This is a genomic window from Pseudenhygromyxa sp. WMMC2535, assembly GCF_011083025.2.
Window position 1 is genome coordinate 15495 of record NZ_JABJWV010000002.1, and the last position, 24516, is coordinate 40010.

Here is a 24516-nt window from a genome sequence, read left to right on the forward strand (position 1 = left end):
ATCGAGAGCAAGAGGATGCAGACATGAGCACGAAGTGGATCGCCTGGCTCGCCGGCGGCGTCGGATTGGCCGCCGTCATCGGTGGCCTCGTCTGGGCCTACAAGCGGCGCCAAAACGGGCAAGCGAGCTCCAACGAGGACGGGGACAGCCCCGACATCGTTCCCAGCGCGCCCCCGCGAACGCCTGGTGGCGCCAAGCAAACCCTGGGATACGAGTTCCTCGGGGACGAGGCGCTCAACAAAGAGGAGTCCGAGACCCTCGATGAGATCCTCGGCGACGGCTGGCCACCCTCGGAGGAGACGCTCGACCAGCTCGAAACTGGCGACGTGATCGTCTTTGGGGTCGAGAGCCGACCGGTCGGCGCCTACAAGGCCGCACGCGAACTGATCTCGGCGAGCGTGATCGTGGTCGAGAAGACCCTGATCCGCGCGCGGGTCACCGGAGAGATCCGCTACGCCGAGCACTTCGGAACCAACGCGGGCCACGGCCTGCGGGCGGGGATGGCCGTCGACGTGCCGCGCTCCGTCGTGCTCGGTGCCGGTCGTCCGCAGCCCGCCGAGGGCTACGGGAGCAAGGGTGATCCCGTGGACACCTTCAAGGCCAGCACCGAGACCGGGAAGACCTACAAGATCCACCCGAGCACGCCCTACGACTTTCAGCTCCCCTATCGCACGAAGGAGCTGGAGTGGTACGTGGATCCACAGCTGGCGACGATGAAGCACATCGGGGAAGACGGCCTGCTCGAGCAGGTCATGTTCACCGAGGGCAGCATGCGCGGAGACGTGACGGTGCGGGCGATCGACAACGATCCCATGCACGGCAAGGTCCTCGTGGGCCGCTGGGACTTCGTGCTGGACGACTGAGCGTTCGCCGGCGAGGCCGGTGACGAGACAACGAGGTGAGAGATGCAGATCGAAGCTGCGCAGCTGCGCATGGCAGACGTCGTCTTGGTTCCGGGTGTCGGTGAGCAGGAAGTCCGTCGACTCGAAGCGGGCACAGACCGAGTTCGAGCCTGGTTTCGCGGAGACGAAGCGCAAGACGCCCCCAGCCAGACATGGCCGCCCTCCGAGGTGCTGACGATCAAGCGGCCCGGGGACATGTTCGAGGCGCCGGCCCTGCCGCGACCCAAGACGGTGCACGAGGCCAACCGGCGGATCATCGCGCGTCTACGGGCGATCGGCTGGGAGTCCCATCAGGGGGGACGCTACACCTACGTCAGCGATCCCACAGACTCCGTGCGCCTCCAGCTGCGCGAGCAGGTGGTCCATCACCAAGGTCGGATCCGCAACCATCGTGGCTCCTGGACGTGGAACCCCAACACGGCGTCCATGGGTTTCACCAAGGACTATGCGATGCAGCTCGACCGTGAGGTCCCTTCGCTCGCGCGTGAAGCCGAGGAAGCCGCGAGGGCGCGACACGCATCCGACCAGGCGCTGATCGACGCGCAGCGTGAGCAGCTGGGTCCGCCCTCGTCGACGGCGGACATGTCGACGCAGGTGGTGGTTCGCTACTCGCGGATCGCAGGGGTGATCTTGTGCGGGGAGACCTACCCGCACCGCGCGAAGATCCGGGAGATCCGTGTACCTTATCGGCTCAAACCGTCCCGGCGGCTCCCGAAGGGCTGCGCTTGGTACGTCCCGCGGACACGAGACACCTTTCAGCCGCGCGAGCGCGTCGAGCAGCTCGTGGAGGCGCTGCGCCTTCGAGGAGTGCCTGCGGTGCTGGACTACGACCACGAACCCGAGGCCGACGCCTTGAAGACGGTCCCAGCCCTCGCCCCGGCACCAAAGACTCCCACGGCCTCACGCGCGAGGGCGAAGACGAAGGCGACAAAGCCAAAGCCCCGAGGTCGGACGCCCGACGCGAGCAAGCGCGCAGCAAAGCTGCGGGCGGTCGCGGACAAGGCCGCCGCCGCCGCGCGCCGCGAGCTCGACACCGACCGCCTCGAGAACACCCATCGGCGGGCCGAGCAAGCCGCCAGCGTCCGGCAACGGGCGCGCGGGGAGCTGGCGATCGCCGAAATTCTGCGCAGGGCCGCCGATGAAGTCGAAGCTGGCGAGCTCGAGCATGTCTCGCGGATCTCCAACAAGACCCAGGTCAAGGCGTTGGATCTCGAGCTTCGGCGCGCGGGCTGGGAGCGGGCGCGTAGCGAAGGACGCCCGTCGTCGAGCGTCACCAATCCTGCTGCCGAGGACATCGCGTTTGCGACGCTGAGGCCCCTTCGTGCGTCCAACTACGCCGTCGATGACCTCTTGAAGGCCACCGAGGGGCTCTCGGGTGTCTCGGGTGATCGCGCCCGCGTGCGAGCCCTCCACAAGAAGATGCGCGACGACAAGGCCGAGCTCGACGCCGAGGATGTCGAGGCCGTCCGCGCCCTGCTCAAAGCCGCCAAGAAGCACGAGCGCAAGGTCTTCTTGCCCTCCGAGATGCTCGCCGACGATCTGCGCAGCCGCGACCGACTGGCGAAGCTTTCGGTCACCGACACCGTGTCCCTCAAGGCCGCGCTGCGCGAGTACCTGGGCTGTTGCGCGGTCGCTCCCAAGGGCGAGGATCCCAAGCATGCCCGCGGGCGCAAGCTGCTGAACATCAACATCTCGGGGTTTGTCCCGACCCCCGAAGACCTCGCCAAGCGCGTGGTCGATGCCGCGGAGATCGAGGCGGGCATGCGCGTGCTCGAGCCCTCGGCGGGTGCGGGGGCGTTGGCCTCGGAGATCCGTGCCCGTCACCCGGACGCGACGCTACACCTGATCGAGCTGAGTCCCACGCTGCGGGACATGTTGTGTGAGGACGGCTTTGAGGTGATCGCGCGAGACTTCTGCGCGCACGTGCCCGAGCGACCCTACGACCGCATCGTGATGAACCCACCCTTCGAGCGTCAGCAAGATGTCGAGCACATCGAGCGCGCCCTGGGGATGTTGGCGCCGGGTGGGCGCCTCGTAGCGATCGCGTCGGCCGGGCTCCAGCATCGCAGCGACAACAAGACCGAGCGGCTGCGCAAGAAGCTGCTCGAGCTCGACGGCAGCATACGGAAGCTCCCCGCAGGGTCCTTCAAGGCGTCGGGCACCGCCGTCGAGACGGTGCTGGTGATCGTCGACAAGGCACCGGCGAAGAAGGTGATGCCAGCGCACGAGCGGCCTGTCCCCAGTTCTGCCAAGACACGGTCCCCGGGATCCTCGAAGCGGCCAGCGCCGAGCAGGGACATTCAGCACCTGCTCAGCAAGTGGCGTCGCCACGAGGCGCAGCGCCAGCAGGTCGACAAGGAGCGCTACTGGAACGCCATCCCCAAGACCGCGTGCTGGATCCGCAAGGAGGGGAGCGTCTCCGTGACGCTGTGCGCGGCTTTGCTCGACGAGCCGACCGGCGACTGTCCGCCGACCCAGGCCATGCTGAAGGGGAGCTCGTCGCAGCTGGTGCTGTGCCAAGCGGGCGAGGGCCCCGAGTATTTTCGGGGACACACGCCTGGGATCACCGCGGCCAAAGCCGAGGCCGACAACCGGATCGTCCGCGGTCGCATGCGCCGCTTCGCCGAGCTCGATGCGCCGACGCGCCCCGTGGCCATCGACGACTTCGAGGCACAAGAGCAGCTCTTGGACACGCTGGTACCCACGCGAAGGGTCTACCTCCCGAGCACGCCCTTCCAGCTGCTCGACGTGGTGCTGCTTCCACCCCAGATCGTGACGCCCGACGGGGCGTCCGTCTCGATCCTTCGCTGGCGTGGCGCGATCCCCAAGGACGCGCAGATCGTCATGCAGGTGAGCGCGAGCAGTCGGATGGACTTCGATACGTTCGAGGCCAAGCTGGGCTCGACGCTCATCCCCTACCGCGGCCACGTGGCTCCCTCGACCGCAGCGCACGTGTTGAAGGAGATCCCCGCGCCTCGTCGTGCCGAGCTCGCGGCGCGTGGTCTGACCATGCACGATATTCAGTTTGGGCGGATCGGTAGGCGCTCGCTGTACTGGCTACACGACCACGAAGGCCGGTTCACCTACGGGCCCGTGACCGCGACTGGAGAGCACGTCAACACGAAGGCGATCCGAGCGCACTTCAGCAAGCTCTACGCCGAGCCAGCGCTTCCCTTGCCCGAGCTGCCCGCAGGCTGGGATCCCAAGACGACGCTTCAGATCACGAGCCTCATCAGCAACCGGGTGGTCTGGAACCTGTGGGACACCAAGACGGGGAAGATGCTCTTCAAGGCGGAGGGCGACGAAGACTGGCTCGAACAAGACGCCCTCCCGAGGCGCGCGCAGTGGGCCGAGAAGGACGGGTTCGTGGACATCATGCACGCCTCGGCGTACGCGCTTCACGAGGCTGTGAAGCGAGCACCCGACTCCGTTCGGCTGCGCGTGGCCGGGCCGTGGCTGGGCGTGCTCTATCCGAGCGACTTCGGGGACCGGGTGAGCTTCGATCCGCCGACAGGTGGAGCGGTGAGCGTGGAGCAGGCGACCGAGGAGTACGGCGAGTACGTCTCCTTGCTGAGCGCGTCCCCGGACAATGAGCCGCTTCAGCTGTGGGTGAAGATGGGGCCGAAGAGGATCCGCTGGGTGAAGCGGTGGCTTCGAGAGCAGAGCTCGGCGAGGGCGGTTTCCAAGCGGTCGAAGAAGACTTCTGCGGAGGACGATGACATGGGCAAGCACAAGAAGAAGACCACTGCCACCAAGAAGAAGACCGCCGCCAAGAAGAAGGCCGCCGCCAAGAAGAAGGCCGCCGCCAAGAAGAAGGCCGCCGCCAAGAAGAAGACCGCCGCCAAGAAGAAGACCACCGCCAAGAAGAAGGCCACCGCCAAGAAGAAGGCCACCGCCAAGAAGAAGGCCACCGCCAAGAAGAAGGCCACCGCCAAGAAGAAGACCACGACCAAGGCGGGAGCACGCAAACGAACTGAGAGTCCGCAGACCGAGCGCAACGAGGGCAAGCGCCGGGAGCCCAAGGGGTTTCGGCTGCGTCGCAACGACAAGGTCCGGTTTCGCTCCAACTCGCGGATCGCCATCGGCCTGGGCATCGACAGCGAGCGCGTGTTTCGGGTGCTGCGTGTCGTGGCCCGCGACAACCGGGAGTTTGCTGTCCTCGACTTGGGCCTGACCAAGCCCAGCCAGGCGCCCGCGATCCCCGTGGGCCATCTCGCCTTGGTCGAGCGCGCAGACGCGATGCCGGCAGACATCCGCCGCTGCGCCGCACGGCTCTCCAAGCTCGGGGGATCTGTCTCGAAGGCGACTCAGCGGCTCATGGTCGAGCTCGCGCGGAGGTACTGATGCTCGAGCTCGTCCTTGGCCTGTCGTCGGTGCTCGCCTCTGGGGTCGTGATGGCCTGGGCACGGGCGCGGGCGAACACGCTCGAGGTCGTGGATCTGCGCGCGGAGGCCCCGGCGAGCAAACGCCAGGTACGCAAGGCCACGGTCGATGCTGTCGTCCTTCATCAGACTGGATTTTCTCGTGGGCTCGATCCGATCCGCTATCGCAAGGTGACAGCGCACTTCGTGGTCCTCCCCGATGGGACCGTGGTGCAACTGCATCCCGTGTCGGCGCGCTTGTCAGCCTCGAACGGGTTCAACTCGAGGTCAGTCGCGGTCGAGTTCGTGGGGAATTTTCGATCGGTGCAGGGCGGGTGGTGGAAGCCGGAGAAGTACGGGCGCAACACGCCCTCCGCCGCACAGATCCGTGCGGGTCGACAGCTTTTGCGCGAGCTTCAGCGAGTGGGCGTGCGCTACGTGTTTGCGCACCGGCAGAGCCTGGAGACGCGAGGGAACGACCCGGGGCCGGAGATCTGGCACGCGGTCGGGCAGTGGGCCGTGACGGCGCTGGGCATGTCGGACGGCGGCCCGGGGTACGCGGTCGGGACCGGGGCGCCGATCCCCGACGCGTGGCGACGAGCACCGACGCTGGCGTGATGATCTCTCGAGCATGGAGACGAGGGCGACCCGGCGGGTCGCCCTCGTCTCTTGTGCGATCGATCTCGATCGGCTAGAAGTGCTCCCAGCCGGCAGTTCTGGGCCTCTACAGACCCTTTGGCACCGGCAAGGATCGATCCAGAATAGCCCCCGAGCCGTCTCCACCATGTCTCCACGAGATCGGAGGAATTGGCGGGACGGATGGGGACTCACGAGGACTCGATGAAGGGGCGGCTCCAGGCTCCGAGGTGGCGTCTGCTGCAAAAGATGTGCGGTGGCGCCTAGTTAGAGAACCGATGTCAGACTCCACCACGGAATCCTGAATACGCCCCTAAGCCATCGAGATCAAACAAGTTTCTGGAGCCCGGCTAGACCGTCTCCACCATGTCTCCACTCCCGACCGGCGAGCCGGGCGAAGGAAGTTCGAGGAGCTTGATCGCCCGCTCGAGCGCAGCAGGGCTCAAGTGCATGTAGCGCTGCGTCGTCTGGAGGTTGCCGTGCCCGGCGAGCTCCTGGATCGCCCTCGCGGGCGCCCCCCTCATGGCGAGGTGGGAGCAGAAGGTATGCCGGAGCTTGTGGGGCGACCTGTACTTCAGCTTGGCCTGCCGGCACAGCTTCATGAGCCAGTTCGCCAGGCTGTTGACGTGCAAGGGCTCCCCGTCGTCCTCGTAGAGGACCCGCGGGCCTTGTGAGTGCCGGTGCTTCCTGAGCGCCTTCGTGAGCCGCTCGGTCATGGGGACCGTGCGGATCTTGTCGTGCTTGGGCAGCGTCACGTGGCCCTCCCACTCCGCCTGTTCGACCGTGAGCAGCCGCCGGCGGAAGTTGATCGACGACCACTCGAGGCCGCGGATCTCACCGGAGCGCAGGCCCGCCTCGCCGCCGAGCAGGACCATCACGAGCATGCGGTGGTCCAGCCGCGTCGCCGCGGTGACCAGCGCCTCGAACTCGTCGAAGTCGTAGAACTCCATCGCGGTCATGGGCAGCTTGAGCATCTCGATCTCGAGGGGCATCGCCTCGATGATCCGCCAGCGGACGGCGACCTTGAGCATGGTCTTGACCTGCCCGAGGAGCTTGTTGACGGTGCTGTTGGCGAGGTGCTTGCGCTGGCCCTTGAAGAGCTGGATGTCCTCAGGCGCGAGCTCATGGAGCCGAGTGCCCCCGAAGGCGGGGAGGATGTGAAGGCGCAGCTTCTTCTTGGTGTTCTTGACGGTGGTCTGCTTGTGCCGGTTGGCGTACACGTGTCCTTCGAGGAAGCGCGGCGCGAACTCGGCGAAGGTCGGGACCTCCTTCGTCTCCGACCGGGGCGCCGCCCCGGCCTTGGTGCGCGTCGACGTCTTGGGCGTGGGCCCGTGCTTGAGCAGGTGGCGCTCCCGCTGCTGACCCCAGCGCAACGCGGCCGACTTGAGCTCGACGGGCGCCTTGCGGCGCTCGCGGTATCGCTCTCCGTTGTCGAGCCGGATCATGATGTCGACTTCCCAGCCGCCCTTGCGGTACGGCCTGATTTTCACGGTCATTGCCTGTCTCTCCTGAGAGGCGCGACCGCACGTCTGATGCCCACCCAGCCTAGCAGCGGGGGATCGACCTAGCCAGCCCACGGGCCAGGCTCGACGGAGGAGGCCAGCCACGCCTCGAGAGCGTCACGGCGGAAGCGCAGCCGCCGGCCGAGCTTGGTGACCCCGGGGATCTCTCCGCGCTCGACCATGGCGTACACGGCCTTGCGGCTCACGCGGAGGAGCTGGGCGACCTCGTCTGCCTGGAGGAGCAGGGGGAGGTCTTCGAAGCCTGGCAGGCGACGGGATCGGCGCGCCATCCAAGGAGTGTGGCGCGGGTCCGAAAGGCCGCCAACGGCCGTGGGGCGGGGATCGATGCCGACGTCTTGCGATCGTTCCGGTGTGTAGGCCGGGCGGTGATGTCGGGTCGCACAGTCGCCCTTGGGTGGCTGGGCTTCCGGCCACCGACGAGCCCGGCCAGTACAGCGTGCGGGTCTCGCCCCGGGGCTGGCACGTCGGCCTGGCCTTCGACGTGCTGCGGGCCTTCACCCGGGCCAACCGCCTGCGCTCCTGAGCAGCTGGGCATCCCAGGTACGAAGGTCGCCCACGCCAAAGCGTCGAGCAACTTGGCCCGGCGCGACCCTCAAAGATCGCGCCGAGTACGATCTCAGCAGCGCTGTGAATCCTGCTAGGGTCTCCGACGGGGTGCGAAGTTTCCCAATGATGGCGCGGACTTGGCACGCATCCCGTTGGAATTGCTTGGGTTTCTCGTGCCGTCTAGTTCCGTGGGGTTCCGCCGCGGGGGGCGGGCAAGTGCAGGGTCACAGCACACTGGCAGCACCGGCTCTCAGCGCGACCTCGACCACGGTCTCGACAACGACTGCTCGACTCGTGGCCGCGGTACGGCAACTCCGTCTCGGCTGACTGGTCGACTATCATCTCGTCATGCCGCCGAGTCCTCTTTCCGTGGGTCGTCAAGCGCTGCGAGCTGGCAGGTGGGCTCTGGGGCAGTCCGAAAAGCGGGAGCTGCTAGACGAGTTCGAGCAGGCAACGACAGAGCACTCGCTGGCCATGCTGGACTCACTGCTAGCAGCGATGACCCAGCATGCCATCGAGACCGGTTCAGACCCACAGTGGCTCGCGGCGCTCGACGACTCCCTCCCTCCAGCCCAACGCGCGGAGGCACTCACGCTGCTCAAGGACGCCTTCTTGTCCGTACTCCGACTCTCGCACGATCCCATCTTGGGCAACGAAATGCTGGCCCTAGTCGCAGCGGGGGTTCACAAGGTCTCTGCACCAAGTCAAGCCATCCCTCGGATCCTATCTCTCGCCCCACAACTCGTCCCTCAAGATCTCGAACTGCTGAAGCGCTACATGATTGAGGGGGTTGAGAACATTGAAGAGACGCCCGAAGGCAGCCCCCGCATGTTCCCTCGAAAGATGCTCCAGCATGATTTCAAGCTGTACTTCATCTCGCCGAGTGGAGTTCGTTCTCACCCACTTGATTCGTACTCCTATCAAGCTCTCAAGCGACACAGCCTCATCCGCGACACACCATGGTGGCAGGATCCGGAGCGGCCTCGCGGCAAGCCCAAATCTCCTCCAGGGATGTCCATCGGCACCGTTAAGCACGAGCCGTTCAAGATGGAGTGGATGCTCACGGAACTGGGCTGGGCTCTACTTGAGGCGGTCAATGGTCGGCGGCTCATCGAGTTGTGGAGCACGTGGACCGGACGAGCGGACTAAAGGCAGCCTAATGAGCACCTCCGACTTCTTGGTACCTGGCACCCGAATATCGTGCTATCGTTTCGGGCTAATCTCCGTTGGCGGCTCCCAGCGGACTTGCGCAGCCATCACGAGTCACTACTAGGAACCGCGGCTTTGGCGAACCCGCAGACCAGCCCGTACGTACGCACTTTGTGGCAGGCGTGGCCAGAGAGTCCACTGGGCACAACTCTGTTGACCAGCTACACGCTCAACGCGCCATTTTTTGAGGCTGTCCTCCTGCCGGAGCTTGTTCGGCGTCGAGCATCCCCGATCGTGGTGTTCGTCGACCGGACGACGGGCTACACGCCGGCAGTCGGTGCTGTCGGCAGCCTGACAGCGGCCGGCCGCGACTACTACCTCGTCCCCGTCGACTGGGGAGCACGGGCATTCCATCCCAAAGTCCATTTGTTCTGCCACCGAAACGTTGCACTCGTGGGCAGCGGCAACCTCACTCCATCGGGCATGGGCCGCAACCTCGAAGCCTTCGATCGACTCGACGGGCAGGCCGAGTCGGCCGCCCTCGACCAAGTTCGGGAATTCTTTCGCGCGCTCATCAAGCATGAGTTGGCCTCCCTCCCACAACGCGAGCGCACCCACTTGCTCGCGCGCGTCCCTGCGACGAACGGAGGCAAGGGGGACGCGTCATTCCTCCATTCGCTGGGTACCAGAGTCTCTACGAGCAACTCGAGAGCATCGACCTGGGTGGCGATGGCGACGAAAGTCTACTTGCGGCTCCGTTTCAGGACTACAACCACAAGACCAACCGCGAGTTGAGCCGACGGCTGCGACTCTCGAGCGTGCGTTTGGCGGCCGACGAGCGACGGCCACCTCCTACCCCATCCGGCTTCCAGACGGGCGTGATTTCAGACGGGACTGGCCGACGGCTGCACGCGAAGGTGATCCATCGCAAGGGCGCAGAATCGGCGATGTTGGTCGTAGGGAGTGCGAACCTGTCCAGCGCTGCGTGGGCGGGTCGAAATGTAGAGGCGGTGGTAGTCCGCCAGGCCCTCGAGCCCGACGCGTTCTCGGGGATGTTCGAGGTCGCACGGTTTGAGCCAGCCGAGTGGAGTGAGGCAGCGGAGGTCGAGCGCCGGCCAATTGAGAAGCTGCCGCTGCTGCCCCAGCCAATGGTCGCTCTGTCTGGTCGCACACTCGTTATCGAGCTCATGGCACCGAATCTGGACGTGGAATTTTGGTTGGACAACGGCTCGAGTCGAAGCCTCCTCGCAGCTGAACGTGACCAACCGACTCAATGGGTGTGCTTACTCGAGGAAGAGCCTCGCGGCGTCTCGCGCGTCGTCGCGCGGGCACCTGGATACCGAGACAGTGCTGCGCTCGTCCTCCACACGGCCGACCTCCACACGCCAACGTGGCACGCTCGGATCAAGCGGGCGCGTCGAGGAGAAGGTCCAATCGACGACCCACTCCGGGTGGAGATCTTGGGACAGATCGGGGAGATTCTCGCTCGCCTTCACGGCAACGTCGCGGCGAACACCGAGTCGAAGCCCGCGCCGACCAAGAAGAACGTGGGGGGGCGGCGAGAGCCCGAGGCCATAGGGGAGTTCGAGATTGTCGACGAGCTGCCAATCGGTGTCCGGCACATGGGTGGGAGCGCACGGGCCCAGCTGCTCGAACTGACCCAGCTCATCGAAGTGGCGCTCTCGACCCCGTCGACGGACGACGACGGGGACGATGCGTGGACCCCGAGTGACCTGGACGAGGTCACGCAAGACGAGGAGGAGGACGAACAAACGAGCGGAGCGCGCACGAAATCGGGTGGCGAACGAAATACCGAAGGAAACTTGTCGCCCAACCTCGTCGAGGCGGTGCTGAAGCTCGCCCGCAAGTACCGGGAGCCAATGCGCAAACTCGCGGTCCAGGCTCCGCAGAACGCCATCGTGTTGTTCGAGGGCGTCGTGCACCTGCTGCTGACGACTGCAGCGATCAGTCGGGAACTCCGGGACAAGCTCTTGCCGGAGCTCGTCTCCTGGCTCTGCATAGCCTGGGCGGAGGCGCAGTGGCCTGAGCGAACGCGTGGGTGGATGCTGTCCGTCGAGTCTCCAGAGGAGTCCAACACGGAGTGTGTCTCGCCCGATCCTGTCGCTGCCTTGGTGGCGGTCTGTAGGTGGCTACATTGGATCGATCTCGACATCGAGGAGGGCACTGCGGCGCACCACGGCATGGATCAAGCACGCTCCGTACTCCAGGGGCTCGAGGCGTACATCACCGCCCATCCAGATTCCGGCGATCTCACCGCCCCCGAACTCGATCAGTATACAGAGACGCTGTTCCTACTGCGCTCCCATGTCTCGCGGGCCGAGCAAGCTCAAGCCCTGCTTGCGCCTGTCTGGAAGCTCGAGAAGCTCGGTCGTGCCATCAAGCGTTGCTCGACTCACCTCACCGAGATCCAATCCGAGCTCCGCGAGATCGAACGTATCTTGGAGAGCTTCTCTCATCGCTCGACCAGTTACAAGGAGGCTGCTGCACGCAAGGAGGTCTTGGGCGAACGCCACGGGAAATTGACCAAGCGACTAGCCAAGCTCGATCGAAAGAACAAGCAGGCAATCCACGCCGCATCCACGAGCACTCACGCCGGAGCTCATGAGCTCTACGAACGATGGAAGCACCTCTGATCAGCGTCAATTATTTTTTCCGATTGGCGACGATTATTCCTGCCGGTGCGAGACTTGCGCGTCCCCGTGCACGGCGACCTCGCGCGCGGGGTAGTTGTCGTTCGGGCAGTTGTCGCAGCCCGGTGTAGTTGTCGTCGGGCGTCAGCCCTTCTTGCGCCCCTTGGCCTTCTCGGTCCGGTAGCTGGGCACGTTGAATTCCAGGATCACCGAGTGGTGCACGAGCCGGTCGATCGCGGCCGAGGTCGCCATCTTGTTGTTGAAGATCCGGTCCCACTCGCTGAAGACCAGGTTGCTCGTCAGCGCCGTCGAGCGTCGCTCGTAGCGCTCGGCCAGCAGGGTGAAGAGGACCTCGGCCTCCTCGGCCGACTGCTTGACGTAGCCGATGTCGTCGAGGATCACGAGCTCGAAGTTGTCGAGCCGACGCAGCTTCCGGGGCAGCTCCAGATCTCGCTTGGCCGCGAGCAGCTCCTGGATCAGCGAGTAGGTCGGCGTCCACAGCACCGAGCGGCCCTGCTCGACGAGGGCGTGGCCGAGGGCCGCGAGGGCGTGGCTCTTGCCGACGCCGGGCAGGCCGAAGGCCAGCACGTTGATCGCCTCGTCGAGGAAGTCGCCGGCTTGCAGCTCGCGGAGCTTGCGGACCACCGGTCGCGGCAGCCGCTTGTCGTCGAGGGTCTCGAAGGTCTTGCCGACGCTGAGCTTCGAGGCCCGGCGCAGGCGAGCGACTCGGCGAGCGTGGCGGGCCTCGGCCTCGAGGTCCAGGACCTCGGCGATCGTCGCCAGCGCTGGCTCGTGGCCGTCGGTGACCAGGCGCGGGACCAGCTCCTCGGCCGCGGTCGTCAGCTTGAAGCTGCGCAGCAGCGTGGTGATCTGCTCGGCGTGGGCGGGGGGTCGAGGGTTCACGCCGCACCTCCGAGCAGCTCGTCGTAGACGCCCAGATCGGGCTCGCCGACCTCGAGCTGCGGGACCTCGGACTCCGTGGGCTGGACCCGCTGCTTGACCGTCGCGTAGTCGAAGGGCGCGCCGGCCTCGAGCAGCTGCGCGAGTTCGGCCTCGACCGTCGACTCCATCGTCATCGCCGCGAGGTGCAAGATCCTCACGTAGTCGACGTGGCCGCGCCCGGGTCGAGCGCGCTCGAGCGCGTCGTAGGCCCGGCGGAAGATCAGCGAGGGGTACAGCTCCTCGCGGAAGCAGTTGGGGAAGGCCCCGGGCTTGCGCACCAAGGAGGCGATCACGTGGCGGTAGTCGATGCGGTGCGCGCCTTCGCCTCGCAGCCGCGGGAAGGTCTCGACCACCTCACCGCCGTAGCGCAGCTCGACCTCGTTGGCGTGCAGCCGGACCTCGACCTGGTGGCCGATCAGCTGCGAAGGCACCGAGTAGATCCGCCCCCGCACCTTGATCGTGCTCCAGCGCCGGACCTTCGGCGTCTCGGTCGTGTAGGTCGGCACCGGCTTGATCGGCAGCGGCCTCAGCAAGGGGCTCTCGAGCTCGAGCTTCGCCGTGACGTGCTGGTTGTGCTCGCGCTCGAGGGTCTGCTGGACGAAGCGCTCGTAATCCTCGACGCTGGCGAAGTCCCGGCTGCCCCGCAAGATCAGCGCCTGCTTCAGCAGCTTTTTGGTTCGCCGATGCCGGACCTCGACCGCGCCGTTTTCGTGCGACTTGCCCACGTTGATGCGCCGGACCGTCTCGATGCCCAGATGCGTGCACGCGTCCGCGAAGCGCTTGTTGAGGCTCCGGCCCCGCGCCTTCTTCAGCTCGTGCGTCGCCGCCGACATGTTGTCGAGGGTCAGCTTCCGCGGCACCCCGCCCAGGGCCCACAGTGCCCGCTGGAGCCCCTCGACCAGCGCCTCGTAGCTCTCCGACAGCGCCACGCAGGCCCAGGTCCACGCGCTCGCGACCAGGACCAGCTCGAAGAGCAGGTGGCGGAAGGGCTCGCCCGCGATCGTCACCTGCAGCTCGTTGCAGTTGGTGAAGTCCAGCGCCGCTTCCTCGCCGGGCGGGTGCTCTTGCTGGAAGTAGACCTCCTTGTCTGGTCCGTGCAGCGCTCGCCAGTCCCGGACCCGCCGCTGCATCGTCCGCAGCTGGCCCTGGTTGAAGCGCTCGGGCTTCTCCTCGATCAGCTGCTTCAGCAGTGTCTTGGCTTCGAGCTCGCCCTCCTTGTCCCGCTCGAGCAGCGGGACGATCTTCTCCTCCCACACCCCCTCGAAGGGATCCTTGCGCGTCCGCCAGTGCCGCGGCTCCTTGGTCTGCGAGGGCAGTGGCCCGCTCTGCCACTTCCGCGCCGACCTCACGCTCATTCCCGCCGCCGCTGCTGCGGCCTGCTGTGTCTTGCCTTGGTTCATCTTGCTCCGTAGCAGCCGTACTTGCTCGTCCGTGACCACGTGGGGGCTCCTGCTCCCCAGCGTCCCACGCGCGTTCTGGCTGGCTCGGACCGGCAGGTTTAGTTGTCGTCGACCGGCAAAAGTTATTGTCGTCGATCAGTTCGCCTTCGTCCACGCAACTCGCCGGCATCGACACGTCGACGGCGGAACCGGGAGCGCAGTTGGCATCCAGTCGGTGCCCCGGAGCAAGGGGAGCAAGCTCCCGCTGGTCTCCGACAAGCGTCCGCCCTCAGCCTTTGATGCTCCCAACTATGGGCCCTCGGTCAAGGCTCTGGGGCTTGGTAGTCGCGCGGCAGGCCGGGTGACAAAGTTCGCGAAGAAGCTCGGGGCCACGCTCGACCTCGACGTAGCGTTGCCACCACCGGGTAGCAAAACCATCAGCGAGACCACGGTCGAACATCTTGGCGGCCTGTGCCTCTGCAACTCGCCGCTGCGAGGCGAACGAGACATGCTAGAAGAGCTGCTTTTTCGCCACGAACAGCGCCGCAGCCAGCACATCGAGAAGCGAGTCGATGGTCCCCGTCGACGGTCGCTCGCCTTGCTCCTGCACGCCCTCGAGCCCACTGAGAGCCCCCGCTTGTTCCTTCTCCAACGCTTCATCGACTGGCAAAAGGGCACCGGAGACTACGAGCCGCCGTCCGCACTGCTCGAGGAATCCTATGGGTGGGCCCTCCTCGGCCTGCGGTGGTTCTTCCGCCACTCACTCGAATCCGTTTGGGCCGGTTTCGGCCACCTGATCGACCGAGGCCACGTGCCGAGCACCGATCTCACAGAGACGGTAGCGGTCGTGCTCGATGCTGCAGATGGGTCGTCTCGATGGCTGCCGCATCACTCCTCGACGCTCGGTGAGGTGACCCGAGGGTTTGCGGAGGAGGCTGGCATCCAAGGAGAGGGGCACGAAGTGATCGGGTTGACGCTCGATACGGATCCAGGAGCGGGAATTGTAGCTGCGGCCGTCTCACTTGCGGCGCTGGCGATGCGCATCGATCGGATCGTGGACCCCGAGCGTCGGTATCGTAACTTCGCTTCTCTGGGCCAGTCTCTGCGCGTCAGCATGTCGGTATTTTCCGCGCATCCTGAGCCCGACACGACCCTCCACGAGTGGGTGGGACACCTGCTCGCCCGGTACGCTGTTGGGCAACACTTCGTGACCGCAACACGTAAGTGGCAGGGCGGGATCGACGGCTTCTTTTTCCACCCAACGCCCAACGGCTACGAACTCGCGCCAGGGGTGTTTCCTTGGACGCCCCATGGAGGCCCGACGAAGATCATGGCGGCGCTGTGGCTGATGCAGGGCATCGGTCTCGTGGCCCAGAGGGACGAGGGATGGATGCGAACGCCAGCCGGGGAACGCACCATCAACCGAGTGATCCAGGCAGGTGGCGGAGCGTCCGAATAACCTGGGCTTGCGGGCAATTTACCCAAGCCACACGACAAAACTCTGACGCTGCAGCATCAAGCCCTGGGCCCGTGTCTCCTCCGTCGCCTCCAGCACTTCGCCCTCGCCGACGATCTCGGCGGGCAACTCCGCGATGATTTGCCAGAGGCTCAGCTCGCTCTTGAGCCCATCGAGCACATCGAGCGCCACTCGTTCAGCCACCGATAGGTACACACTCCAAAGTGGTGCAACGACCGCCTTTGCGCCCGCGGACAACAATGCTCCAGCGACCCCATCTGGCGAGTGCTGGTCGCCGCTGATCCGGCCAGCCGAGCATGACAGCAACATCACCGTCGCCCCAGCGAACGCCTCTGGCTGCTCCGCGAGCATCCGACCGGTGAGGTCGTCCTCAGACCCATCCCGATCGACACACACAATCACGGCCTCGTCCGCTGTTCCTGCTGCGCCATGAGCCAGGACGATCAACAGCCCGTGGTTGGGTGCCTCGGCGAGCAGGTCCTTCGCGCTCGCCGGAGAGTCACGTGCATCCAGCGGCCGCAGCTGCTTCCCGTAGCGCCTGCCTGCGCTCACGAGTGTCTTCACAGGCCCCAAGCGACCCGCCCCCCTAGCGATGTGCGCAAGGGGTCGCGCAAACTTGGATAACAGCCGATCTCCTTGGCTGAATGCCCCACAGACGAGGGTCGAGTTCGGCCGCGTCGGGGCCGGAGTCGCTTTCAACGCCAGCGTATGCGAGCACGCGACGGGGACTCCATGCCACAGGATCGACGGGGTGACCAAGCGCAGCAGCGGCCCTGGGACCCACAGTAAAGCCCTGGGCGGTGTCCTCAAGAACCCCAGCAGTGGCTCGACGACCGACCCCCGCGCCCAGCGGACCATGGACTCATGCATGGCAAGAGCCCTTGGTTGCCCCCTGATCATCTCGTTGATCTGCTTCCCCAGCTCACGCTCGGTGTGTGGCGGCACCGGCACCTCGAGACACAGAACGCGCATGAGCCGCTGGCCCTCGCTACCGATGTGGAGCAGCGCGATACACGACACAGGATCGTCCAACAGCAACGACACGCCGACCGCACCCGGTTCGTGCTCGAGCCAGCGCCATGTCTGCTCGAGGCTCGGATCTCCGACCAAATAGCGGGGCTCGTCTTGATGGATTTGCTCGAGCAGGCGTCCGAGCTCCGGGCCATCGCGGGCATCGAGAGATTCTTGCCAACGCGACCACCAAGACGCAGAACCCGAATTGGGGCGAACGAGCCGCGCGTCGAGCACACGACGCGCGCTCGCTTCGGCCCGCAGCATCCAGCGGAGGACGAGTTCACTCGCGGCGCTGTCGAGCGCCCGCACGCCATCGTCGCCAACACCCACCACCCCCTCATCGAGGTGCAACTTGGCGAGGTGCAGCGCCACATGGCGCGCAACCCTGGACTCTTGCGCGCGCTCGGAGTCGTTGAGCAACAAGTACGGGGCCGCCTGCAGAAGCGCGCTCCAGGCCTGCTCGGCGTAGCTCGCGGCTTGCGACGCATTTGTCACTCCGCAGGCCAGCCAGACCAGCCGAAACGCCGCGTCTGTAAGCTCCTGTCCACCACCGAGTTCCGCTGCCGCTGACAAGGCACGGGACAACCATGTATGGGCCTGACGCACTGCTTCACGGGGAGGCCAAGGAAGCATCTGCATGTTCAGCCCCGAGTGGCCGAACAGCGCCTCGACAATCGTCAGGCCGGCCTCGTAGCAGGTCTCCCAGGCATGGCGCGCCGAGTGAGGGGCCCGAACCCGCGTCGAGCTCTCGAACAAGTTGAGAGAACGAAGCAGATCGGTCGCTGTGACGCCGCGACGTCGCCGGAGCTTGATCGCCAGATTGTGTTCGAAGGTCGCACGCTCGTAGGGGTCGAGCGAAGGATCCGCAAGGCGGCGTTCGTAGAGCTCGAGTTCCGCGACGTCACCGCCACGGATGGATGCGAGCCCACCCTCACATACGGCGCGCAAGCTTGCCCAGCTCGAGGTTCGAGGGACCGCGCTTTGGTCGACAGCGTCAAACTCTGCGAGGGCCTGGACGAGCACGCCCTCACGCTCCCGAGCAGGAACGTAGTCCGCCATCTTTGTGCGATACCAAGCGATCGAGGTCTGAAGCTCTGCGCGGCGCGTGGGGCTTTGAGCCAGTTCGAGCCCATGCTGCAAGGTCTCAATGCCGCGAAGCCAACGCTCCATGCGATCGCCGACTCCCATCTCGAGCTCGGCGTCGACCCGGTTGTTGAGCGCGTGCGCAGCCGAATCGCCGTCACCGTCGGCGCGTGCGCGCTCATACACCAGATGATAGAGGTCACGGGAGCGGCGTAGATTTTGGTTTCGATCGCCCGAGCGCGTGTAGCGAAGGCAACGGGCGAGCATCGCCAGTGCGTCGGTATGGACGACGTCTTCGCCACCCGCGACAGCGATCGCAGCTCGAGCCAACTCGCCAGACAGATCGAGATCGAACGCGGGAGACTCGGCAGCCGGCTCAGCGGGCTGCATGAGCGTTGAGAGCATGACGAGGAGTGCCTGCTTGACCCTGGGCTCGTCGCAACGAGCTATGGCTGCCCGCGCGGTTGCGATGGCTTCGCGCAGCTGGGGGCCACCGACTCGACCCCCCAACACCAGCCTTTGAAGGACGAATACACGGGCGACGGCGTGTCCAGCCGATTCACCGTCGAGCTGCTGCAGGTAGTCGTCGAACTCGCTCTCGCTTCCCTGAGCGAGGAGTATCTGGGCCGCCATCACGCTTTGCAGCTCTGGCTCGGTCCTGAACAGCTCCATCATCTGAGCCTGCGTGAGCCGCTCTTGGCGGCCGCTCACGCCGTGCCGAGCTCGGGAGATGGTGACTTCGTGCTGGGGATAGCGACGCTGGAGTTCGTCGAGGAGCGGGTCGACAGCCGCCCCTGGCTCGAGTCGCCGCAGCTGAACGATACGATCGCACAACCCCTCGAGCACAGCCGCGCCGAGCTCCTCATCTGCACGGGCCGCGTCCATCAGGTAGGTCACCGAGCTGCGTAGACGTGCGACCTCGTCCGCGTCGGGGTTCAGTTCGGCGATCAGCGTGGCCGAGCTCAGCGACTCCGCACGCAGTCGCCCTGTGCGCAGCGCGATCGAGCGATCGATGAGGGCCTGCGCCCAGCGGATGTCATCGGGGCTCCCTCGTTTGCGCAGCGTATCGGCAGTGACCTTCCACAGTTTGGCCAGACCCTGCTCGTTGGTGATACCGAGCCCTTGCGCCGCCTGATACTCGGCCAGGGCGCCGTCTACATCGGGCGGGTCCCCCCACTGCAGCGAATTCCCAAGACCAACCTGAGCGGTGAACTCGAGCCAGCTGTCTTTGAGTTCGCGCGCGGCAGCGAGTGCGTGACGCCACATCGCGCGGGCTTGCGCGCTGACTGCAGTTCGGTCGGTGGCGGACGAGTCTCGGCACTGCGTGGAGACGTAGCGTGCTTCGTGGATCAGGAGCTCGACCGCGGCGCGACCACTCGCGGGGACCTCGCTGGGCTCGAACTCGAGCTCTTCGCCCCGGGCACGCGCGATGCTCAGGGCGATCATGCGCAGGTCCGGCGTATCACCCTGCTCGAGGGCTTGCCCCACCACGACATGAAGCTCCGGCCACACGTCGGGTCCCGCCAAGTCGGGGATCTCGACACACCTTCTCAGCACCGGCTCGACCACCTCGAGCCATGTTGGCGAAGCGAGGGCGGTTCGAAATAACCAGGCAAGAATCGCATCGGCGCGGTCGCTACGCGCGCTGATGACCTGCTCGAGTAGCTCGAGCCTGGGCGGGCCTGTCTCGACGTCGAGCGCCGGGGAGTGACCATGGACGAGCGCCACCAACCAGGGCGCTGCTCGATCGAAGGGGCCTGGGGGCCAGTCTCCGGGCGCGACGGGCTGGTTTTCTGCCAGGCTCCGCATCCACTCGGCACGCGCTCGGGTGATCGATAGGAGCGACTCATTCACGCCGAGGACTTCGTGGGCGAGCATGTCCGCTACCTCGATGACCTCGCGCGCGCAAATCGGACCGGCAGCGGTGAGCATGAACGCAGCGTTTGAGCGAATGATAGCGAGCCGCCGTGGGTCGACTCCAGGAAAGGGCTGCCAAAGAAGGCGCACTCCGTAGGTTGCCAAGGCAGGCGTCGGCTCGAGCATGCGTAGCTTGATAATCAGCTCGAGCAATTCCGCCATGAGCCGCCGGCCAGGGTTGCTGCCGTCGAGCATGCGCAGGTTGGGCGCCGCTCGCTCGACGTGGCTCAGCGCCTGCTCGAGTAGCTCGGGATCCTTGCGCGCCTCACCGACCATCGCCATGGCAAAGGCCACATCGTGGCGCATGGATGGATCGTCGTGGCGATCGAGCGCGAGCACGAGCTGTTGCGCGCAACGCAGGCGCTCGTCCATGGCATCTGGCGGGAGGTGCTCGAGCAGGGCGTGGAGGGAGCCCACCCGTGCATAGCCCTCGTGGTGCTGCGCGCCCTGGCGCAGGAACTGGAGCGCCTCGTCTTGCCGCCCGCGCCGGGCCAGCAACATGCCGCAGATCTCCGGTGCGGTGTCTCGACCCCACTCGAGTACGCTCTCGCACAAGGGCTCGGGCAGTTGTGCGCCAAACTCCCACAGGATCCCTTTGACCACCTGGAGTTCGTCGACGTTTCGGCCGTCGCGCAGGACACCCGCGATCAGTGGCTCGGCCCACTCTGGCCAGGTCCCCTCACGAAGGGTCATGTGCGCCAGTTGTAGGCGGAGGTATCGCTGCTCTGGCGTCCCCTCGAGCTCGGCCACACCGCGCTCGATCACTCCTAGATATTCTCGCCCTTGTCGTCGCTCGTCGGCGGCCTCGAACAAGGTGAGCTTCACCCGTTGAGAAGGCGTGAGCGAGCCGCGACGGTCACGGAGCCATACGAACGCGTCGTCGGTGTCGGTCCGATAGTCTGGGAAGTCGAGGCCCAACGGAATCATGGCCAGGCGCGTGCGCGTCTCGAGCTCAGGGTCTCCTCGCAGGTAGGTGAGGGCTTCACGGCAGCGACGGCCCAGCTCCGGGGTCAGACGATCGAGCCTGTTGTGGACTTCGACGATGGTGAGATGAAGCGTGCCGAGGATACGGGGCGATGTCGTCGGCGGCAGCTCGTCGAGGGCCGCAAGCGCGGCTTCGGCCGCGCCAGCATAGTCGTGGGCGTCGAACAGAGCTTGGACGCTATCGAGGACCTTCGCGTGTGAGTCGGTGCTCATTGTTGTTCGGCAGTCTTGCTGGCCGGCTCATGGTTGAACGCGGGCTAAAACGCCAAGTCAGGTCTAGGTTTGAAGCCGTCCCGTCGCCTGGATGAGGTACTCGAGCAGGGCTTCGATGGCTGTAAAATCTCCTTTGGGGAACCAGATTGGAACGATGTTGATTTCGGTGAGAAACTTCTCTCGATCAAGTATGTCACCATCATCGGGGCACTCGAGAATTGCGAAGTGCCGGGAGACACGTCCCGCCCCCTCGCGCTGTATCGTCTGACGAAAGACGTCCAGGGTTCGATCCGAGCACAGGCTACATCCGATGAAAAGCATACACTGACGAGAATACAGTGTTGCAAGTAGTTTTGGGAGCGGCCGATCCATGTCAAGCGGTGCTCCGTAGAAAAGATCGTACTCCGATTTGGTGAACACACGACCATTAGCGTACTTGCTGTCGCCATGCAGCTTGATCAAGGCAGTGCTATCAGGCCCGGTCGAGACCCTGATGACCTCATCTGGAATGCTTGCTGGATGCCAAACTTCACTGAATGGACTGTCCTGAGTTCGGAATGCAAGCTCCAGGACCTCATCGAAATTTGTTGTAATCACAAATTTCTCTGTGAGAGCTCGAATCTGAAGGACCGGTCCCGAGAGTTCAGCCTTCGATGAATAGCGAGCCTCGACCTCAAGGTCAAACATATGCCGACCGCGTTGAGCGATGATCTCTTGCGCAACCTCCTCATACTCCCCTTGGTCGAGCCGCGTCCCGACGGGGCCCATTTCTGCCAATTCGGCCTGCCTACACAGAAAGCTCCGCCATCCCTCCTTGTTGCACGGGATTGACACTCCTGCCCCCACAAAAGGAACCACCAGCCCCTGCGAGACCACACTCGCAAGCATTTCAACAAATCCTCGATTCGACCGAAAGCTAAGAACCTTTTCGATATGGTTGGCCCGGTCTTGCCGAACCGAGTTCTGCCACTCTTCGAAGCAAAGGTCGAACGCGACTCGATCTTGATGATAAAGCGCGTGTCCTCCCGAAATGACGTATCCATTCACTTCTGCGGGGTGCTTCTTGTTGAAATGATCGATAAATTCGAGTACTTGGCGGCCTCGTCTGGTGGAAGATCGTATGCCATGTGCAATTTGCCCCTGCAGCTAGGCAGTCGTGCTGCTGACCCAGTGTTTCGCCACCCGCTCAGCCTGTTCGATGACGGTTTCTACAGCGTCCTCCCGCTTGTCGGGGGGGTAGCCGTGCTTTCGGAGTAGCCGTTTGACCTTCCGCCGCATGTCCGCCCTAACGGCCTCCTTCTGCGTCCAGTCGATAGTCACCGAGCGACGAATCACCGTCACGAGATCGTGAGCGATCTCCGCAAGTACGTCGTCACTCATCACCTGCTTCACATTCCCGTGATCGGCGAGGGCGTCATAGAAGGCGAGTTCGTCCTCGTTGAGCCCGAGCGTCTCGCCTCGCTTGGGCGCATCACGCATCTCCCTGGCCATGTCGATCAGTTCGACGATGACCTGAGCGGCCTCGATGGTGCGGTTTTGGTAGCGGATCAGCGTCTGCTCGAGCATCTCGGAGAAGCGCCGGGCCTGGACCACGTTGCGCTCGCGCTGAGTTTTAATCTCGTCTTTGATCAGCTTCTTGAGCAGCTCGACCTGCAAGTTCTTGTGCCTGGACTTCTTGACGGTCTCAAGAAACTCATCCGAAAGCACGGAGATGTCCGGCCGCTTGAGCCCCGCAGCGCCGAACACATCGAGTACGCTGTCAGAGGTGATCGCTCCCGAGACAATCTGCCGGATGGCGGCGTTGAGCTCGGTGTCGGTCTTGCCCGAGCTGCGCACCGTGTACTTCTGGATGTTGCGCTGGACCGCCTGAAAGAAGCCGAGCTCGTCCCGATACTTGCGCGCGCCTTCGAGGTGTAGGGCGATACCCGCGGCCTTGTTGAGGCTGGTCATCGCTTCCATGTAGCGCCGCTTGGCGCTCTCGGGGTCTCCGGGGTCGAGCCCGCAGATGTGGTCCACGCCACCCGACAGCGCGGTCAGCCGTTCGCTCGCCTTGGCGGAGTAATAGCTCTGGTAGTCGAAGCCGTGGAACATGGCCTGGACGACCTCGAACTTCTCTTGCAACACGGCGAGGGCCGCCTCGACAGGTATGCCGGGCTTGTCGCCCTCGCCACCGCCGTACCGCTCGACGGCCTTGCGGAGTTGGTCGGCGAGGCCGATGTAGTCGACCACGAGCCCGCTCGGCTTGTCCTTGAAGCGCCGGTTGACCGGGCGATCGCCTGGAGCAGCCCGTGCCCCTGCATCGGCTTGTCGACGTAGAGCGTGTGGGCGCAGGGCACGTCGAAGCCGGTCAGCCACATATCGCGGACGATCACCAGCTTCAGCGGATCTTCGGGGTCTTTGAAGCGCCTCTCGATGGTCTTCTTGCGCAGCTTTCCGCGGATGTGCGGGTGGTACTCTTCGGGGTCGCTGCCGGCGCCAGTCATGACCACCTTGATCGCGCCCTCTTCGTCCTTGTCGGAGTGCCAGTCGGGCTGCAGGCGCGTGATCTCGCGATAGAGGTCGACGCAGATCCGGCGTGACATGCAGACGATCATCGCCTTGCCGTCGATGATTTCGAGGCGCCGAGCCCAGTGATCCAGCAGATCTCGAGCCACGAGCTGAGCCGCTTTTTGGTTCCGACGAGGGCCTCGAGCTTGGCCCAGGTGCTCTTGAGCTTCTCGCGAGTCGTGTCTTCTCGTCCTCGGTCAGCTCCTCGAACTGGTCGTCCACGCGGGGCTTCTCCGACTCGGGAGAGGCTGATCCGGGCGAGCCGGGCCTCGTAGAAGATCGGGACCGTGGCGCCGTCGTCGACGGCCCTGGCGGATCGTGTAGGTGTCGACGTAGTCGCCGAACACGGCGGGCGTGCTCTTGTCGTCGAACTCGATCGGGGTGCGGGTAAAGCCGATGAAGCTGGCGTTGGGCAGTGCGTCGCGGACGTTGCGGGCAAGGCCGTGGCTGACCTTGCCGGTCTCGGGGTCGACGCGCGACTCGAACTCGTACTGGCTGCGGTGAGCCTCGTCGGCGATCACGACGATGTTGCGACGCTGGGACAGGGTTGGGAAGGCGTCGCCGAGCGTGCGCTCCTCGTCGGTGAGCGAGAACTTCTGCACGGTCCGTGAACACGACGCCGCCTGACGCGACGGTCAGTAGCTCGCGCAGGTGTTCGCGGCTCTCAGCCTGCCTGGGGGTGACGGGAAAGAAGTGCCGGGCAGCGCAAAAACTGGCCGTAGAGGCTGGCCATCGAGATCGTTGCGGTCGGTGATCACGACCAGGGTCGGGTTTCCATCTCCGGCTCGAGGGCGATCTTGCCGGCAAACAGACACATCGAGATGCTCTTGCCGCTGCCCTGGGTGTGCCAGACCACGCGATCCGCCGGTCACCGTCGAAGCCCGCGGCCTTCAGGGTGGAAGTGATGCCTTGTTGACCGCCGTAGTACTGGTGGTAGCGGCGATCTTCTTGATGAACCCCTCGTCGGCTTCCCAGAGCACGAAGTGGTAGACGTAGTCGAGGAACCGCCGGTGCTCGAACAGGCCCTGGATGAGCACCCGGAGCGTGGGCATGGCCTCGGGCGCGAGGCTCTCGCCGCGATGCTCCGCCACGGGCCGAAGCGCTCGAAGCCCGCGGTCAGGCTGCCGACCCGAGTCTCGGTGCCATCGGACACGACCAGCACCTCGTTGGTGTGGAACAGCGCGGTGATGTG

General features: G+C 65.1%; 19 protein-coding genes. 8 read left to right on the forward strand and 11 right to left on the reverse strand.

All coding sequences use genetic code 11. The features are described from left to right. Positions 1-23 precede the first annotated feature (23 nt). Genes G6O69_RS36890 through G6O69_RS36900 form a run of 3 tightly spaced genes read left to right on the forward strand, consistent with a single transcriptional unit; the run spans position 24 to position 5881 of the window. Complete coding sequence (locus G6O69_RS36890; protein ID WP_172302435.1) at positions 24-863, forward strand: hypothetical protein; 840 nt, start codon at positions 24-26, stop codon at positions 861-863. Positions 864-905: 42 nt separating this feature from the next. After that, positions 906-5246, forward strand: a complete 4341-nt coding sequence (locus G6O69_RS36895; RefSeq protein WP_172302434.1) for a methyltransferase — start codon at positions 906-908, stop codon at positions 5244-5246. Next, complete coding sequence (locus tag G6O69_RS36900) at positions 5246-5881, forward strand: peptidoglycan recognition family protein (RefSeq protein ID WP_172302433.1); 636 nt, start codon at positions 5246-5248, stop codon at positions 5879-5881. Before G6O69_RS36895 ends, G6O69_RS36900 begins: the two co-directional genes overlap by 1 nt. Positions 5882-6249: 368 nt before the next feature. Here G6O69_RS36900 and G6O69_RS36905 read toward each other — a convergent pair whose 3' ends face one another. Together G6O69_RS36905 and G6O69_RS36910 are read right to left on the reverse strand one after the other, a co-directional pair. Next, positions 6250-7395: a site-specific integrase gene (locus G6O69_RS36905; protein ID WP_172302469.1), complete on the reverse strand. Its 1146-nt coding sequence runs from the start codon at positions 7393-7395 to the stop codon at positions 6250-6252. Positions 7396-7463: 68 nt separating this feature from the next. Next, positions 7464-7691: a helix-turn-helix domain-containing protein gene (locus tag G6O69_RS36910; RefSeq protein ID WP_172302468.1), complete on the reverse strand. Its 228-nt coding sequence runs from the start codon at positions 7689-7691 to the stop codon at positions 7464-7466. A gap of 125 nt (positions 7692-7816) precedes the next feature. On the opposite strand from G6O69_RS36910, the gene G6O69_RS41000 reads away from it, so the two are divergent. The 4 genes from G6O69_RS41000 to G6O69_RS36925 all read left to right on the forward strand — a co-directional run bounded on the left by G6O69_RS41000 (position 7817) and on the right by G6O69_RS36925 (position 11771). Further along, positions 7817-7945 (forward strand): hypothetical protein, encoded by a 129-nt coding sequence (locus G6O69_RS41000; RefSeq protein ID WP_255215709.1) that lies wholly within the window; start codon positions 7817-7819, stop codon positions 7943-7945. A gap of 371 nt (positions 7946-8316) precedes the next feature. Further along, positions 8317-9117: a hypothetical protein gene (locus tag G6O69_RS36915; protein WP_176396648.1), complete on the forward strand. Its 801-nt coding sequence runs from the start codon at positions 8317-8319 to the stop codon at positions 9115-9117. Positions 9118-9330: 213 nt separating this feature from the next. Further along, positions 9331-9912, forward strand: coding sequence for a hypothetical protein (locus tag G6O69_RS36920; protein ID WP_172302466.1), 582 nt, complete (start codon positions 9331-9333; stop codon positions 9910-9912). A gap of 656 nt (positions 9913-10568) precedes the next feature. Next, positions 10569-11771: a hypothetical protein gene (locus tag G6O69_RS36925; RefSeq protein ID WP_172302465.1), complete on the forward strand. Its 1203-nt coding sequence runs from the start codon at positions 10569-10571 to the stop codon at positions 11769-11771. A gap of 141 nt (positions 11772-11912) precedes the next feature. On the opposite strand, the gene istB is transcribed toward G6O69_RS36925, so the two are convergent. Further along, complete coding sequence (gene istB, locus G6O69_RS36930) at positions 11913-12671, reverse strand: IS21-like element helper ATPase IstB (protein WP_172301648.1); 759 nt, start codon at positions 12669-12671, stop codon at positions 11913-11915. Beyond that, positions 12668-14110: an IS21 family transposase gene (gene istA / locus G6O69_RS36935; RefSeq protein WP_172302464.1), complete on the reverse strand. Its 1443-nt coding sequence runs from the start codon at positions 14108-14110 to the stop codon at positions 12668-12670. The genes istB and istA overlap by 4 nt, the downstream gene beginning before the upstream one ends. A 214-nt stretch (positions 14111-14324) precedes the next feature. Between istA and G6O69_RS36940 the strand changes: the two genes are divergently transcribed. After that, entirely contained in the window at positions 14325-15548 is a 1224-nt protein-coding gene (locus G6O69_RS36940) for a hypothetical protein (RefSeq protein ID WP_172302463.1), read from the forward strand. Positions 15549-15566: 18 nt separating this feature from the next. On the opposite strand, the gene G6O69_RS36945 is transcribed toward G6O69_RS36940, so the two are convergent. From G6O69_RS36945 to G6O69_RS36970, 7 genes are all read right to left on the reverse strand, one after another. Beyond that, on the reverse strand, positions 15567-20777 hold the full coding sequence (locus tag G6O69_RS36945; protein ID WP_172302462.1) for a CHAT domain-containing protein: 5211 nt from the start codon (positions 20775-20777) through the stop codon (positions 15567-15569). A 63-nt stretch (positions 20778-20840) separates the two neighbouring features. After that, positions 20841-21824 (reverse strand): SIR2 family protein, encoded by a 984-nt coding sequence (locus G6O69_RS42575; protein WP_176397310.1) that lies wholly within the window; start codon positions 21822-21824, stop codon positions 20841-20843. A 99-nt stretch (positions 21825-21923) separates the two neighbouring features. After that, the gene (locus G6O69_RS36955; protein ID WP_346017163.1) at positions 21924-22901 is read right to left on the reverse strand and encodes a DUF3387 domain-containing protein; all 978 of its coding nucleotides are present in this window, start codon (positions 22899-22901) and stop codon (positions 21924-21926) included. Further along, the gene (locus G6O69_RS41010) at positions 22811-23431 is read right to left on the reverse strand and encodes a hypothetical protein (RefSeq protein ID WP_255216814.1); all 621 of its coding nucleotides are present in this window, start codon (positions 23429-23431) and stop codon (positions 22811-22813) included. The genes G6O69_RS36955 and G6O69_RS41010 overlap by 91 nt, the downstream gene beginning before the upstream one ends. Positions 23432-23521: 90 nt before the next feature. Further along, the gene (locus G6O69_RS36960; protein WP_346017161.1) at positions 23522-23926 is read right to left on the reverse strand and encodes a hypothetical protein; all 405 of its coding nucleotides are present in this window, start codon (positions 23924-23926) and stop codon (positions 23522-23524) included. Between the two features lie 152 nt (positions 23927-24078). Next, positions 24079-24180 carry a hypothetical protein gene (locus G6O69_RS36965; protein ID WP_346017162.1) on the reverse strand — a complete coding sequence of 34 codons (102 nt, stop codon included), beginning with the start codon at positions 24178-24180 and terminating at the stop codon, positions 24079-24081. Between the two features lie 34 nt (positions 24181-24214). After that, positions 24215-24415, reverse strand: coding sequence for a hypothetical protein (locus G6O69_RS36970; RefSeq protein WP_176397311.1), 201 nt, complete (start codon positions 24413-24415; stop codon positions 24215-24217). Between the last annotated feature and the right edge of the window lie 101 nt (positions 24416-24516).